We start from the raw sequence: 15,188 nt of genomic DNA on the forward strand, positions 1-15,188 counted from the left end.
CGCAGGCCCGGAGCAAGAGGAATCCCATGATCGTAGTGACAGGCGGGGCCGGCTTCATCGGCTCGAATCTGGTCAAGGCACTCAACGAGCGAGGCCATGACGACATCCTGGTGGTCGACGATCTACGCGACGGCACCAAGTTCATCAATCTCGCCGACTGTACCCTCGGCGACTATCTCGACAAGGACACGTTTCTGTCGCGAGTCAGAGCCGCCCTGCGAGGCGAACAGACGCACCTGCCGACCATCGAGGCCATCTTCCACGAGGGGGCCTGTTCCGACACCACCGAGTGGGATGGTCGTTTCATGCTCGAGAACAACTTCGAGTATTCCAAGGAACTCCTGCATTTCTGCCAGCTCAAGGGGATTCCTTTCCTGTATGCATCCTCCGCCGCGACCTATGGCGGCAGCGAGGTATTCCGGGAGGAACCCGAGCACGAGAAGCCGCTGAACGTCTACGGATATTCCAAGTTGCTGTTCGATCAGTATGTCCGAGCCCGGCATCACGAGTTCGAGAGCCAGGTGGTGGGCTTTCGCTACTTCAACGTCTATGGTCCCCGGGAACAGCACAAGGGCAAGATGGCCAGCGTGGCCTATCACCACCATACACAGATCAGTGGCGGCGAAAATCTCAAGCTGTTCGGTGCCTGGGAAGGATACGAGGCGGGCATGCAGAGCCGCGATTTCATCTATGTGGGCGACGTGGTGGACGTCAACCTGTGGTTCCTCGACAACCCTGAGGCTTCGGGCATCTTCAACCTGGGGACCGGGCGTGCCGAGCCCTTCAAGGCCATCGGCGAGGCCGTGATCGACTACCATGGGCGTGGCCGGATCGAGTACATCGATTTCCCCGAGAACCTCAAGGGGCGTTACCAGAGTTATACGCGCGCCGATATCGAGAAGCTGCGCGAAGCCGGCTATGACCGCGAGTTCCGCACCGTTGCCGAGGGCGTACGCGCCTATATGGAGTGGCTGAATGGCTGAGGCCGCTCCCGGCGAGCGTATCCTGATCGTCGGCCCATCCTGGGTCGGCGATATGGTCATGGCGCAAAGCCTGTTCAAGACCCTTAAGGCACAACGGCCGGATGCCTATATCGGCGTCGTGGCGCCGGCCTGGTCGCGTCCGATCCTCGAGCGCATGGCGGAGGTCGACGAGGTGGCGCCCCTGGAGGTCGGACACGGCGAGTTCGGCTGGGCGACACGGCGCCGGTTGGCCGCGGAGCTGCGCGGGCGTTTCGACCGGGCCCTGGTCCTGCCTCGCTCGTGGAAATCGGCGTTGGTACCGTTTCTGGCGCGAATTCCCCGCCGTACAGGGTTTACCGGCGAGCAACGCTACGGTCTGCTCACTGATCGACGTCGTCTCGACAAGGCGATCCTCGATCAGACCGTCAAGCGCTTCGTGGCACTCGGCCTGTCGGTCGACGAGGCCGAACGGGGCGATTTCGCGTTGCCCAGGCCGGAGCTGCGTCGGGACTCGGCCAATCTGGAACGACTGCGTGAAGCGCTTGGGCTGAGCACGCGTCCGGCTATTGCCATGATGCCGGGTGCCGAGTACGGGCCGGCCAAGCAGTGGCCCCTGTCCTATTTCCGTGAACTGGCCGAGGCACTGGTGGCCGAAGGCCATGAGGTTCGCGTGATGGGCGGACCCAAGGATGCCGCGGCCGGTGACACGATTGCGACGGGGCTTGCCGACGCGCATAACCTCTGCGGACGAACCCGCCTGGGGGATGCCGTGGACCTGCTCGCCGATTGTCGGCAGGCGGTGACCAACGACTCCGGTCTCATGCATGTGGCCGCGGCGGCCGGCACTCGCGTCCAGGCGATCTACGGCTCCTCTTCGCCCGACTACACACCACCGCTTACCGACAATGCCGAGATCCATTACCTGGCGCTGGAGTGCTCGCCCTGCTTCGAGCGTACCTGCCCGCTGGGACACACCAACTGCCTCAATCACCTGCCGCCGGAGCGCTTGCTGAGTGCCATTCGTGGCTAGAAGGCCGTTTTCCCGATATGACACCTACTGTTGATCAAGCATGGGCGATATGACCACCAGTCAGACCGATTCTCACCGTTTTCCGGCACTGCTTGGCCAGGGGCTGGTCGCCACTGGCGTGCTGTTGCTGCCAGCGTTGTCCCTGATCATCGATAGCGGCTACTCGCTCGGGTCGGCAGTGCTGCTGCTGGGGGGCCTGATGTTCGGCTGGCGGGGGGCGACGCAACGCATCGGGCGCCGCGAGGCCTGGATCCTTGTCGCCTTGCTGGGCTATGTCCTGGTGCATCTCGTGGCGCAGGTGGTGCATGACCTGTCATGGAGTGACTTCGACCGACCGAGCCGTTTCCTGCTGGCGATACCGGCCTTTCTCCTGATGCTGCGCTTCCCGCCTCGTGTCGAGCACTTCATGGCAGGGCTGGTCGCGGGCGCGTCGATGACCGGGCTCTGGGGACTGTGGCAGAAGTTGATCGAGGGCGTCCCGCGGGCCATGGGATATACCCATGTCATTCAGTTCGGCAACATCAGCATGCTGATGGGACTGCTATGCCTGGCGGGGCTGGGCTGGGCGGCCATGCGATCACAGCATGCCCGTGTCTGGATGGGCGCGCTGATCCTGGGCGGCCTGCTGGGCATGCTGGGTTCATTGATGTCCGGGAGCCGAGGCGGCTGGGTCGGGCTACCCCTGGTGGCCCTGGCCTTCTACCGGGCCTATGCGCCCTATGTGAGTCGGCGCCTTCAGGCACTTATCGTCGGGGGCGGCACGATCATGCTGGCCCTGATACTGGCCATTCCGCAGACCGGCGTTGCCCAGCGTGTCGGCCAGGCCGTCAGCAATGTCGAGCAATACCTGGTCGAGGGCAATGCCAACACCTCGGTGGGACTGCGCTTCGACATGTGGTCGGCGGCGGCGCAGGCCATTCCCCGGCATCCTGTGCTTGGCTGGGACAGGGAAGACTACATGGCCTTCGAGGCCGATCTCATCGAGCGCGGAGACGTGGCCCCGGCGATCGCGAATTTCGGGCACCCGCACAATGAGATACTCAATACCCTGCTCTTCGAGGGGATCATCGGCCTGTTCGGACTGCTGCTGCTCTACGGGGCGGCCTTGTGGCGCTTCCTGCCGGGGATCGAGAGCAACGACCTGACTCGGCGCTCGATGAGCCTGTGCGGCGCCTTGTTGCCGATATGCTTCATCGATTTCGGCCTGTCCCAGTCCTTCTTCGAACACAACAGTGGTGCGATGGTCTATGCCTTCTTCCTGGTGGTCCTGGCCACCCTGGTGCGGCGCTTCGAATAGCGCCGCCAGGGGGCCGACGATGGATCACTCCGCCGCTTTGGCCGGTGGCGTTTCGGGGGGCAGCCATGGCGTTCGTGACGCATCGTCCGGAGCCATGCCGCCAATGTCGAAGCCCTGCCAGAGACGTTCGTGGAGCGCGGTTTCCCGCTTGAGCTGATCGTTGAGGGTCTGCAGGCCGTGCTGCTCGATCAGGGTCGGCTCGTTCGAGAGCAGTGACACGCCCAGTCCGGCGCGATGCCAGTCGATGACGAACCCCATGGCTTCGAGCACCGTGGGCAGGACGTCCATGGTCGAGGCCTCGACCTTGATGCGTCGCGGTGCGAGGTCGTTGCCGAGCAGCATGAAGGTGTTGTGGCGCGGGCTGGCGGTCAGCTGCTCCCAGGCCGAGACGCGCATCGACAGATGATCGCTGGCGAGGACCACCAGGGTATTCTTCAGCAGCCCGTCGCCGGCCAGGCGTTTCACCAGGTCATGCGCCATGCGGGCGGAACACTCGACACTGTAGAGAATGTCCGTGCCATCGAACGCCCCCTGGTATTGACGGCACTTCTCGGGGGGATAGCCGTAGGGCGGGTGCGTGGCCAGGCTCAGGTTGACCAGTCCCCAGGGGCGATCCTTCGCTTCCAGGCGTCGAATCTCCTCGACGGTCAAGGCATAGAGGTCGTCGTCGTAGAGGCCCCAGCTGTTCAGCTCATCCGGAGTCGTCAGCCTGGGCGCCAGGTCATCGCGACCCAGGATCCGCGAGAAGCCATGTCCCGCGTAGAACTTGCCCTTGCCGGCGAAGCGCTTGCTGGCCCCTCCCATGTAGGTCAGTGAATAGCCCTGGCCGGCGAGCAGATCGCCCAGACAGGAGACGCCGGGGACGACCTGTTCGAGCGGCTCCAGCTGGCTGTCGTGGAGTAGTCCTGCCGGCATCAATGGGACCCCGCACTGGCTGGCGATCATGCCGGCCATGGTCCAGCCGGTATTGTCGACCTGTCGTACGCCCTCGAACACCACGCCCTGGTCGCCCAGGGCGCCGAGAGGTGCATAGACGTCGCCGAAACGCTCGCGGTCGGCGTAGGTACGCTCGAGGCTCTCCAGATAGATGACCAGCAGGTTGGGTGGGGAGGCGGGTGCCTCGAGGATCACCGGGGCAACGTAACGCTGGTCCAGCCAGGCGCCTTCCTCGGCGACGATGGCCGCACTGCGTTGGCCGATGCCGTAGAGCAAAGGGTTGGTGGCCAGCAATACCAACGCCAGCAGTCGCTCCAGCAGCCGCCAACGACGATCATGGCGGACCAGCCAGGTGAAGGCCGCCAGGACCGGAAGCATGGCCAGGGTGTAGAGGATGGCGACGATGGTGCGTTCGCCTCCGCCATGCTCGCTGATACCGGCCTGCAGGTGGAAGAGCACCGCACCGAGATCGACAATGCCGAAGCTGTCGGCGAGATAGACGTAGACACCCCAGAAGATGAGCGGCACGAGCGACCAGGGCCAGCCTTTCGCCGGTGCATGACGGGATGGTACGCCCCAGCGCAGGGCACGAGCCGTCAACAGCCAGGCCGCCGTGATGGGCAGCTGGCCCCAGTGCGAGAGCTGGAGGGCCGTGACCAAGGCATAACCAAGAGCGAGCCCGAGAGTGAGCAAGGCCCACCAGCGGGGATGTTTTAGCCAGTCTGAGCGAGAGCGAAGCGTCATAAAAGTCTGCACTGCATGAGGCGTGATAGTGGGCCTTCAGATGCAGTTAGAATACGCCATTGGCGCGAGCGTTGGCGATGACGAATATCCCAAGGAGTGTTTGCAGGGCACACCAAGCGACGCTCGCTGGAAAGAAGCACCCCGGGCGGCCGGTGTCAATCAACTTTAGGTTGCCATTTCATGAACTAGCGCATAGATCTTTATATGGTTTTATTTGTTTTCGACAGGTAGCGCTCAAAGACCTTCATCGCGACAAGCATTTCGCGTTGCGAGTTAAAGAAATCGGCAATGTATCGATTTGCGTTTCGAATGATGGCCTGGGCTTCTTCTGGGTGTGCTAAATAGTAGTCAATTTTTTCTTCCAAGTCAGAAAAATCGTCGCGCACCTCTACGTAGTGGTAGCCGGGAATCAGCGTGCCTTCCATGAGCCAAGTTTCATAAATGGGGCGCTTCATGAAACAGAGCGAGTTGGAAGCCATGATCCACTTCAGGTTGGTGGCAACATCGTTTCCTTCAATGCTTAAAATGAATTTGTACTCAAGCTGTTTTTCGATAGGCATGAAGGGTTTCCGGTAAGCTGCGGTTTTCTCCTTGTCATCGGTAGCACCAATATCACAGCATGGCAGATTATAGCATTGGTCCAAGAAATGGCGACGATGAGGTTGGTGGGCTGCTCCACGCCACACCAAGGAGTTTCTCTTGTCGTCGTAACGATAATGATCTTTTACCGTATAGAAATGACGTACACTGTTGAGTTTGAGGAGTACAGAGTTTCGGTTTTCACCATGGATGGGCCGACTTTTGACGAAAGTCGGGGCGTCGGGCACATAGACTTTGTCCCCAAACCGATAATGGTATGCAACGTCGTCGGGAAAGTATTTTGCTGTTTGATAAAAGTCAAGGTGATAAGTCGACTTTTTGAAACTCAGGGATAGGTCGCGGTTTCGGGTTGCCGTGTCCGATAAAACGTGGGTGGCATCAAGCTTGTTGTAGTAATCGATACGCGCGTTGATGGCCTCCTGCTCAGCGCTGGGCAGGGCATCGAATGATGAGAGAAGTGCCTGGCAACGGCGTTGAAAAAAAGGCCTTGGAGGAAGTGACCTCAGAAGACCTGAGAAATAAAATATCATCTTGTGCGCGCGATAAGCATTCTTGCCGTTCATCATGGAGAGCAGGATCTAGTGATTGGGATGTTGGGCAATAGACAAGTACAAATCCATGTAAGAATTGGCCATGGCCTCGGGAGTGTATTGACTGAGTTGTTGAGTGGCATTTTGAGCAAGCGTTAGACGCAATGCCTTGTCGCGCAGGCTGACCAGGTGGCGGGACAATGTTTCAGCGTCACCCGAGGGAAACAATAACCCCGTCTTTCCATGGTGGATAATATCCGGGATGCCGCCGGTCTGACTGGCGACGATAGGTACTTCGGCTTTCATGGCATCCAGAAGTACCGATCCCAGTCCTTCATTGCGTGAAGGAAAGGCAAAAACGTCCAGCGCCGCAAGATAATGACCCAGGTCCGGCTTGAAGCCAGCCCAGACCACATTGTCCAAATCGGCACTTTCCTGTTTCAGGGTGGTCTCATCTTCTCCCCGGCCAAAAAATACGAACAGCATGTCCGGCTGCGAGCGCTGTAGCCGGCGAGCGGCGTCAATCAGCACTCGTTGACCCTTGTGTCGATCCACCAGCGCGCCGGCATGGCCCACGAGGAAACGATCAGGGTAGCGTGCACGGAAATCCTGAGCCACCTTAGGGGATGTTGTGAACGAGGTGAAGGCGCTGGGGATCTTTACCACCGGATACGGGCTGAGGGGCTGAATATTATCGGCGATGACACTGGATAGTGCGACGCAGCGCTGTGCATTGCGATAAAATAGGCGATTGCTGAATCTGCGCTTGACCGGCGTATCCACCCGGCGAGTAATGAGGTAGGGCGTGGCCAAGAATCGGCGATGCAGCCAGGCCCAATGAACGGCTTTGGCATCATGGGCATGGACCAAATCGGTGCGTCCGGCCTGCCGATGTCCGGCCAGCTGATGGCGAGCGCTGACAAAACGCACTCCCGGCGTGGTGGACAGTTCCGACCGCAGAGGAGAGTCAGGTTGGCACACCAGTGTCTGGGAGGAGACCCCGGGCTTGCCAGCCAACGCCTTGATCAGCAACACGGTTTGTCGCTCACCGCCACGAAACCCTTTGGCCAGATTGGCGTGGATGATATGCAAAGTCAGCCTCGCGGAAAGATTTGTAGGGATAATGGCGGCTATAGTAGCATTCATCTTCTATCCAGACAGGATGGCCCTCTGTATGCTCGCTGAGTTAAGTGTCGTTATTATTACACGCAACGCGGCGGGCACGCTGGCTCGTACGCTCAACGCGCTCGACCCCATCGGGGAGGTGGTCATCTATGACAATGGCTCCACTGACGAGACCCTCGAGATTGCCCGTCGTTATCACAATGTATCGCTGCATACGGGCGCTTTTCTCGGCTTTGGTCCGACCAAGCGCCATGCCGTATCTCTTGCCCGCCAGGACTGGATTCTTTCGCTGGATGCCGATGAAGCGCCTACAGCTCGCTGGCTCGAGTCGTTGGGCGGCTGGCTGACCCATGCCGACACGCGGGAGGTCGTCGAGGTGAGGCGAGAAAACTGGCTGCTGGGGAAGCCCGTCCAGCATTCCGGTTGGGGCCGTGACTGGCTGATTCGGGTCTTCAATCGCCAGCACCATGACTTCAATGATGCCATGGTCCATGAATCCATTGCCGTTACCGACACCACTCAGGTGGTTCGCCTGGATGGCCATATTGAGCACCTAGCCGTGACCGAGCTTGGGCAGTTTCTGGAAAAGGTCAATCGTTACTCCGGGATTCGTGCGAGCTCCGATACCCTTCGTGTATACCCTGTATGGATCATTATGGTTAAGTCTGCCTTTGCCTTCTTTCGTACCTTCTTTTTGCAGAGAGGCTTTCTTGACGGGTGGCGTGGGCTGGTCATCGCGGTGTCAAATGCCAATGGTGTTTTCTGGAAATACATGAAACGCCGTGTTCGGGATCAATGATGGTACCTTGATGATGTCTAAAAGAAAACGGCTGTCGAGATATTGTAACTTCGGTTTGCTGGTAAACATCGCCAGTGTCCATGTGGGCACTAAGGAGTGCTCATGAAAATAGCGTTAGTGCACATGCGTCATGCGGCATCCGGAGGTACCGAAAGATTTCTCAATGAATTGTCGCGTTACTTGGCTGAACGTGGAGAAAAGGTAACGATCATATGCCGCTCTCATTCAGCCCCACCTCATCCAGCCATTCGTTTTGTTCGCTTGCGTCCATTCAGTATTGGAAAGGCCCAGCGCATGTGGCGTTTTGCCCAGGCAGTAGAGCGTCACGTGGAAGCTGAGGACTATGATCTTGTCTATGGCTTGGGAAAAACCTGGACCCACGACTTGTTGCGAATCGGTGGAGGTACTGTCCATCGTCATCTGATCTCCAAACCGAAGCGTCAGTGGCGTTGGAAGGACAGGGTTGCGGCGCGAATCGAGGCTCGGGCCATGACACTCGGGGCCTACTATCATGTTGTATCCAATTCTTGGCAGAGCGATAGGGAGATCGCTGAAGCCTACGAGGTTCCTGTCGAAAAGCGCTCGGTGATTCACAACTTTGTCGATACGCGACGTTTCGACCGAGAACGCCTGGGTGACAGTGTACCTGATCTTGCTCGAGAGCTGGAGCTGAATGCATCCTGGCCGGTCTTCCTGTTTCTCGGTACCGGCTATCAGCGTAAGGGATTGGCCTCGACCCTTGAGGCGTTCTCTCGACTCGACATCGACGCACATCTCCTGGTAGTGGGACGCGACTCCCGACAGGCGAAGTTTGAAGAGTTGGCACGACAACTTGGCATAGCCGAAAAATGCCTTTTTCTGGGCGAACAGTCGTCTCCGGAACGGTACTTTTCTCTCGCTGACTGTTATGTGCTGCCGGCATATTATGAGCCTTTCGGTTTTACCATGCTCGAAGCGCTTGCCTGCGGTACACCCGTCATCACCACGGAAAACTGCGGGGCAAAAGAGGTAGTATCATCCGAGGTGGCCTCGGTAATCGATCGGGCCGATAATATAGCCAGCTTGACGTCCGCCATGGCTTATTGGGCGTCTCGCAAAGGTGATGCGTCATTGCGAGAACAATGCCGAGACACGGCATTGAAGCTTGATGTCAAAGAAGTCATGGATGAGAACTACCGCTGCATCCTGGACGTCTATCGGCAGAAGCAGGCAACCCGATGCTGACGGTCGACCATTGGGACATCATTGGGCGGGGGGATGAGCGCAACTGCTATCTCCATCCAGACGATCCGTCACGCTGCATCAAGCTCAGTCGCAAAGACAAGGCCAAGCAGACCCGTCGCGAACTACGCTATTTTCAGACCTTGAGGCGCCGGGGTATTCCTTTTACACACATTCCAGAGTTTTTCGGGATAGTGGAAGATGAAGCCCTGATCGGTTTCGAGCAGCAACTGGTCGTTGATGATCAAGGCAAGCTACCGCCCAATGTCGCCCAATACTTGAGTGTGCCGCTGACACCCCGGCAAATCAGCCGCTTCTGGGAGGGGCTTGATGCGCTCAAGGCGTATTTGTTGACGTATAACGTGGTGCCCTGCGACCTGGTGATGAGCAATCTGCTGGTGATCGAGAGGCCGGATGCCACGACCGTCATGTTAATAGATGGCCTGGGTGCCTCGGAGCTGATTCCGCTGCCTGAGTACCTGCCTTGGCTGGGGGGGCGAAAGATACGGCGCAAGTGGGCAAAGTTCATCGCCAAATTCGTTGAGCCGCATTTTGCGGCCATGCAGACCGGTCAGCCTTCATAACCGCGGGTGATCACCCGAGCTACCCGTGACGCTTCGCTGGGTGCCAGGAACTTCTGCAACGAGCGTTCCAGGCGCTCGAGATTGGCCTGCTGCCATCGGCCTGGACGGCGAAGGCGACACCGGTCGAGATCGATCAGCCAGACCGAACCCGAGGGGGCGATCAGCAGGTTGCGGGCGTTGAGGTCCACGTGGTCGAGGCCGGCATCGTGGAAACGTCGTATGGTATCGCCGACTCGGTGCAGCAAGGGCGTGTCGGCCTCGGGAAGACACTCGGCCAGGGCGCGCGAACCGGGCAGGCGAACGGTGATCAGGCTGGCCTCGTAGGTGAGACCGGCGCGCGTCACGCCGGCGGCCACCGGGCGAGGTACGGGCAGGTCGAGGGCATGGAGGTGGGCGGTCAGGCGCATTTCGCGAAAGGCGCGGCTGCGCTCCACTCCGCACCACAGGTAGCGATCGGCGCTGATTCGGGCGACGAGACCGCCGCGGCGGTAGGGGCGCAGCACCCATTGCTCGTGCCCCGCCTGGAGAAACAGACTGGCGCCGCGTCCGGGGGCTTCGCCGACGACCTTGCCTGTTCGGCGCCAGTGCTCGGGATCGAGGTGATGCGGGCCGATTTGTGGCGCCCCGTCGGCGTCACATAAACTATCCGCATCATATAGAATGCAAGTCTTTCCCTTTCGATACGTTGCCAATCGCATGAAGCATCCTCTGCCCGACCGACCCGAGCACATTGGTGTGCTGCGTCTCTCTGCCCTGGGCGATGTCTGCAATCTGGTACCGACGGTTCGCGCGTTGCAACGCCAATGGCCCGAGGCACGCATCACCTGGATCATCGGCAAGGGCGAGCACAGTCTACTGGCCGGGCTTTCCGGGGTCGAGTTCATCGTCTATGACAAGTCCACCGGACTGGCGGGCATGCGCGAGCTCTGGCGGCGCCTCGGCGATACCCGTTTCGATGTGCTGTTGCACATGCAACAGGCACTGCGGGCCAGCGTGCTGTCGCTGGGGCTCAAGGCGGACCTGCGCATCGGCTACGACAAGGCGCGAGCCAAGGATGCCCAGCACTGGTTCACTCATCGCCAGCTGAATCCGCACCCACGGGCCCATGTGCTGGAATCCTTTCTCGATTTTGCCCGTCTGATGGGCGTCGAGGACCTCTCGCTGGACTGGTCATTGCCGGTGCCCGAGGCCGCCCGCCAGGAGGCCGCCGGCTTCACGTCGGGAAGCCCTTACATCCTGATGAGCCCCTGTGCCAACCCGCGCCTGCGCAATTTTCGCAACTGGTCCGCCGAAGGCTACGCGGCGGTGGTCGAACACGCCTGGGTGCAACATGGCCTGAAGACGGTGCTGACGGGCGGGGGCAGTACTCAGGAGCGCGAGATGGGCCAACGCATCGCGGCCCAGGCCCAGTCCGGCGCGGTCATCGATGCGATCGGCGAATCCTCGCTCAAGGGACTGCTGGCATTGATCGACGAGGCGCGGACGGTGATCGCGCCGGATTCGGGGCCGGTGCACATGGCCAATGCCATGGGCACGCCGACCGTCGGCCTGTTTGCCACCACCAACCCGGAGCGTGCCGGCCCCTATCGCTGGCGGGATTTCGTGGTCAACCGCTATCCCGAGGCGGTACGCCGCTATTTGCACAAGGACCCCGACACCCTGCCCTGGGGGCAGCGTGTGCGTCATCCCGACGCCATGTCGCTGATTCGTGCCGATGACGTGATCGATCGACTTGAAGCATTGCTGGCCACGTCCTCGCCCCGCAAGCCAACGGAGTTCCCCGATGAAACTTGATCTGACCGCCCTGGAGCACTCACGCCTGCTGGTGGTGGGCGATGTCATGCTCGATCGCTACTTGCATGGCGGCACCTCGCGCATCTCTCCCGAGGCCCCTGTTCCCGTGGTCAGGGTCGAGGAGGATGAAGACCGTCCGGGTGGCGCGGCCAACGTGGCGCTCAATATCGCCTCGCTCGGGGCTCGAGCCGCCCTGGCTGGCCTGGTCGGCGATGACGACAACGCCGATCGGCTGATGCATCGTCTGGAAGACTCCGGTGTAAGCACTCACTTCTCTCGCAGCCCCGAGATACCGACCATCACCAAGCTGCGAGTGATGAGCCGCAACCAGCAACTGATCCGACTCGATTTCGAGGAAGGGCTGGGCAAGGTCGATACCCACGGGTTGTCGGTACAGGTGGAGCAAGCGTTACCCGACGCCGACCTGGTGATCCTCTCCGATTACGGCAAGGGAACCCTGACCGATGTCGCCACCCTGATCGCCCGCGTGCGCGACACCGGCAAACGGGTGCTGGTCGACCCCAAGGGCAGCGATTTCAGCAAGTACCGCGGTGCCAGCGTGATCACCCCCAACCTGACCGAGTTCGAGGCGGTGATGGGCCCTTGTCCCGATGACGCCACCCTGGCGGCTCGCGGTGAGGCGCTACGCGCCGAGCTGGAACTCGAGGCACTGCTGATCACCCGTAGCGAGAAGGGCATGACCCTGATTCGCGAGGGGGCCGACCCTCTGCACCTGCCGACGCGGGCCCGGGAGGTCTTCGACGTGACCGGCGCCGGGGATACCGTGATCGGCGTGCTGGGGCTGGCGCTGGCGGCCGGCCACGGCTTCCCCGAGGCCATGACACTCGCCAACCTGGCCGCCGGCCTGGTGGTGGCCAAGCCCGGTACCGCGACCTTGTCCATCGCCGAGCTCTACACCGCGCTGCACGGCGACAAGCTGGCCGAGTTCGGTGCCATCGAGGAGGCCCCGTTGTGTGAAGCGGTGCGTGCCGCCCAGGCTCGGGGTGAGCGAGTGGTGATGACCAACGGCTGTTTCGACATTCTGCATGCCGGCCACGTCGCCTACCTCGAACACGCCCGCCAGCTCGGCGATCGGCTGATCGTGGCGGTCAACGACGATGCCTCCATCGGGCGCCTGAAGGGTGCCTCGCGGCCGATCAACCCCCTGGCGCGGCGCATGCAGGTGCTGGCCGGGCTGGGCGCCGTCGACTGGGTGGTGCCGTTCGCCGAGGACACTCCGCAGCGGCTGATCGAGGCGGTGTTGCCCGACGTGCTGGTCAAGGGTGGCGACTATCGCCCCGAACAGATCGCCGGTGGCGAGGCGGTGCGCGCCGCCGGGGGCGAGGTGACGGTGCTGGGCTTCGAGGACGGCGTTTCCACCACGGCCATGATTTCCACCATTCTCGATCGGGAACGCTGATGGCCGGTGGCCACCCCTGGACGCGTCGGCTCTATTCCGCCGTCCTGCTGACGCTGGCGCCGTTGCTCTGGTGGCGTGTGTGGCGTGAGCATCGTGCCGGCTGCTCCCGGGGCGAGCGGTTCGGCTGGATCCCCGCCTCGTCGGCCGCCGATCGCCCCGTGTGGCTGCATTGCGCCTCGGTCGGCGAGGTCCAGGCCGCTCGGCCGCTGATCGAGGCCCTGCGCAGGCGCCATCCGCAGCGTCGTCTGGTGATCACCACCATGACGGCCACCGGTGCCGAGCGTGCCATGGCGCTGGCCGACGCCGACGCCGACGCCGACGCCGACGCCGACGCCGACGCCGACAGCGGCGAGGGAGGCGGCGAAGTGAGCCATTACTTCCTGCCCCTGGACTTCCCCTGCGCCGCCCGGCGTTTCGTCGCTCGTCTCCAGCCGGCGCTGGCGATCTTCTTCGAAACCGAACTCTGGCCCAATCTGCTGGCCTCCTGCGGACGGTGTGACGTGCCCGTGGCCGTGGTGAACGGCCGCCTGTCGGCGCGCTCACTGCGGACATACCGGCGCCTGCGTCGCTTGATGCGCGAGGCGCTTTCCCATGTCGACTGGCTGGGCGCCAAGTCACGACAGGATGCCGAACGCTTCGGGGAGCTCGGCATGGCGGAGCAGGCCATCTCGGTAACCGGCTCGTTGAAGTTCGATATCTCCCTTGAGGACGGTATTTTCAAGGTAAGTGAGCGCTTGCGTTGGTCGTTGGGCGAGCGGCCGGTCTGGGTCGCGGGGTCCACGCATCCCGGCGAGGACGAGGCGTTGCTGGCGGCCCATGCCAGGGTGCGTGAAGCGCTGCCCGAGGCGTTGCTGATTCTGGTGCCGCGTCATCCCCGGCGCTTCGAGGCGGTGGCCGAGCTTTGCGCGGCTCGTGGGCTGGTCCTGGCCCGGCGTTCGAGAGGCGAGATACCGGGCGCCGGGACGGCCGTTTATCTGGGCGATACCATGGGCGAATTGAATAGCCTCTATGGGGCGGCGGACCTGGCTTTCGTCGGCGGTAGCCTCGTGCCGGTGGGAGGTCACAATCTGCTCGAACCGGCTGCCATGGGGGTGCCGGTCCTGACCGGTCCTGAGTTGGCCAACTTCGAGGACGTGGCCGAGGCGCTGCGCGAGCACGGAGCCCTGGTGGAAGTGGCCGATGGCGATGCCCTGGCGTCGGCCCTGCTGAGATTGTTCGGCGAGCCGGCGGAAAGGCAGCGGCTCGCCGAGGCCGGTCGAGCGGTGGTCGAGACCAACCGAGGGGCCCTGGCCCGTACCATGGAAGGCCTGGAAACGCTCCTGGCGAGGTAGGTTGTTGCTCGCTTACCCTGCAGGCGTCAGGCGCTCGACTCCCCGGTCGGTACCGAGCAGGAGCACATCGGCGCCCCGGGCGGCGAACAGGCCGTTGGTCACCACGCCGACGATGGCGTTGAGCCGGGCCTCCATAGCCTCCGGGTCGTCGATCATGAATTCATAGCAGTCGAGGATCTGGTTGCCGTTGTCGGTCACCACCCCGTCGCGGTAGACCGGGTCCGCTCCCAGCTTGACCAGCTCCCGTGCCACATAGGAACGCGCCATGGGAATCACCTCCAGGGGCAGGGGGAAGTCGCCCAGGCGCTCGACACGCTTGGAGGCATCGGCGATGCACACGAAGCGTTCCGAGCAGGCGGCGACGATCTTCTCCCGAGTGAGGGCCGCGCCGCCGCCCTTGATCATGTGAAGGTGAGCGTTCACTTCGTCGGCGCCGTCGACATAGACGGGAAGCGTGCCGGTCTCGTTGAGCTCGAAGACATCGATCCCGTGGCCACGCAGGCGCTCGGCGGTAGCCTCCGAACTGGCCACTGCGCCGCGAAAATCGCCGCGCAGCGTGGCCAGCTTGTCGATGAAGCGATTGGCGGTGGAGCCGGTGCCGACGCCAATGACGGTATTTCGCCCGAGTAACGGGCGGATCTCGTCGAGGGCGGCGGTGGCCACGGCGTCCTTGAGTTCGTCCTGGGTCATGTCCTGCTCGCTGTCCGGTAGGTGGCGAATGCGGCGCCATTATAGGCCATGTCGTCGCCTCGTGCTGGACGCCGTGGCAGGCAGAATGCTACCAATAAGGGTTCCCTTCAGCCGCATTGGGACGC

The 15,188-nt window shown here is 61.8% G+C and carries 14 protein-coding genes; 9 read left to right on the plus strand and 5 right to left on the minus strand.

The annotated features are described in order from the left end of the window. Window positions 1–26: 26 nt before the first annotated feature. Genes rfaD through LU493_RS12360 form a run of 3 tightly spaced genes read left to right on the plus strand, consistent with a single transcriptional unit; the run spans window position 27 to window position 3,289 of the window. Entirely contained in the window at window positions 27–983 is a 957-nt protein-coding gene (rfaD, locus tag LU493_RS12350) for an ADP-glyceromanno-heptose 6-epimerase (protein ID WP_275288084.1), read from the plus strand. Further along, the gene (gene waaF, locus LU493_RS12355) at window positions 976–1,992 is read left to right on the plus strand and encodes a lipopolysaccharide heptosyltransferase II (RefSeq protein ID WP_275288085.1); all 1,017 of its coding nucleotides are present in this window, start codon (window positions 976–978) and stop codon (window positions 1,990–1,992) included. Before rfaD ends, waaF begins: the two co-directional genes overlap by 8 nt. Window positions 1,993–2,041: 49 nt before the next feature. After that, entirely contained in the window at window positions 2,042–3,289 is a 1,248-nt protein-coding gene (locus LU493_RS12360; RefSeq protein WP_275288086.1) for an O-antigen ligase family protein, read from the plus strand. Window positions 3,290–3,313: 24 nt separating this feature from the next. Here the strand turns inward: LU493_RS12360 and LU493_RS12365 are convergent, their stop codons facing one another. The 3 genes from LU493_RS12365 to LU493_RS12375 form a co-directional block, all read right to left on the minus strand. After that, window positions 3,314–4,969 (minus strand): sulfatase-like hydrolase/transferase, encoded by a 1,656-nt coding sequence (locus LU493_RS12365; protein ID WP_275288087.1) that lies wholly within the window; start codon window positions 4,967–4,969, stop codon window positions 3,314–3,316. Window positions 4,970–5,169: 200 nt separating this feature from the next. Continuing rightward, window positions 5,170–6,135 (minus strand): glycosyl transferase family 90, encoded by a 966-nt coding sequence (locus tag LU493_RS12370; protein ID WP_275288088.1) that lies wholly within the window; start codon window positions 6,133–6,135, stop codon window positions 5,170–5,172. 12 nt (window positions 6,136–6,147) lie between these two features. Continuing rightward, window positions 6,148–7,245, minus strand: a complete 1,098-nt coding sequence (locus LU493_RS12375; RefSeq protein ID WP_275288089.1) for a glycosyltransferase family 4 protein — start codon at window positions 7,243–7,245, stop codon at window positions 6,148–6,150. A gap of 28 nt (window positions 7,246–7,273) precedes the next feature. Between LU493_RS12375 and LU493_RS12380 the strand changes: the two genes are divergently transcribed. From LU493_RS12380 to LU493_RS12390, 3 genes are all read left to right on the plus strand, one after another. After that, window positions 7,274–8,023, plus strand: coding sequence for a glycosyltransferase family 2 protein (locus LU493_RS12380; RefSeq protein WP_275288090.1), 750 nt, complete (start codon window positions 7,274–7,276; stop codon window positions 8,021–8,023). A 102-nt stretch (window positions 8,024–8,125) separates the two neighbouring features. Next, entirely contained in the window at window positions 8,126–9,247 is a 1,122-nt protein-coding gene (locus tag LU493_RS12385; protein ID WP_275288091.1) for a glycosyltransferase family 4 protein, read from the plus strand. Then, window positions 9,241–9,828, plus strand: coding sequence for a YrbL family protein (locus LU493_RS12390; RefSeq protein ID WP_275288092.1), 588 nt, complete (start codon window positions 9,241–9,243; stop codon window positions 9,826–9,828). Before LU493_RS12385 ends, LU493_RS12390 begins: the two co-directional genes overlap by 7 nt. On the opposite strand, the gene LU493_RS12395 is transcribed toward LU493_RS12390, so the two are convergent. Continuing rightward, window positions 9,816–10,526, minus strand: a complete 711-nt coding sequence (locus LU493_RS12395) for a 3-deoxy-D-manno-octulosonic acid kinase (protein WP_275288093.1) — start codon at window positions 10,524–10,526, stop codon at window positions 9,816–9,818. The genes LU493_RS12390 and LU493_RS12395 overlap by 13 nt on opposite strands. Between LU493_RS12395 and LU493_RS12400 the strand changes: the two genes are divergently transcribed. From LU493_RS12400 to waaA, 3 genes are read left to right on the plus strand one after another with little or no spacing between them, the layout of a single operon-like run. Next, the gene (locus LU493_RS12400) at window positions 10,525–11,622 is read left to right on the plus strand and encodes a glycosyltransferase family 9 protein (RefSeq protein WP_275288094.1); all 1,098 of its coding nucleotides are present in this window, start codon (window positions 10,525–10,527) and stop codon (window positions 11,620–11,622) included. The genes LU493_RS12395 and LU493_RS12400 overlap by 2 nt on opposite strands. Next, a complete protein-coding gene (hldE, locus tag LU493_RS12405; RefSeq protein ID WP_275288095.1) occupies window positions 11,612–13,042 on the plus strand; it encodes a bifunctional D-glycero-beta-D-manno-heptose-7-phosphate kinase/D-glycero-beta-D-manno-heptose 1-phosphate adenylyltransferase HldE in 1,431 nt (476 codons plus the stop codon). The genes LU493_RS12400 and hldE overlap by 11 nt, the downstream gene beginning before the upstream one ends. Beyond that, window positions 13,042–14,373, plus strand: coding sequence for a lipid IV(A) 3-deoxy-D-manno-octulosonic acid transferase (gene waaA, locus LU493_RS12410; RefSeq protein ID WP_275288096.1), 1,332 nt, complete (start codon window positions 13,042–13,044; stop codon window positions 14,371–14,373). The genes hldE and waaA overlap by 1 nt, the downstream gene beginning before the upstream one ends. Window positions 14,374–14,385: 12 nt before the next feature. On the opposite strand, the gene rpiA is transcribed toward waaA, so the two are convergent. Beyond that, complete coding sequence (gene rpiA / locus LU493_RS12415; protein WP_275288097.1) at window positions 14,386–15,063, minus strand: ribose-5-phosphate isomerase RpiA; 678 nt, start codon at window positions 15,061–15,063, stop codon at window positions 14,386–14,388. Between the last annotated feature and the right edge of the window lie 125 nt (window positions 15,064–15,188).

It is taken from the genome of Halomonas elongata, from assembly GCF_029081005.1.
GTDB classification, from domain to species: domain Bacteria; phylum Pseudomonadota; class Gammaproteobacteria; order Pseudomonadales; family Halomonadaceae; genus Halomonas; species Halomonas elongata_B.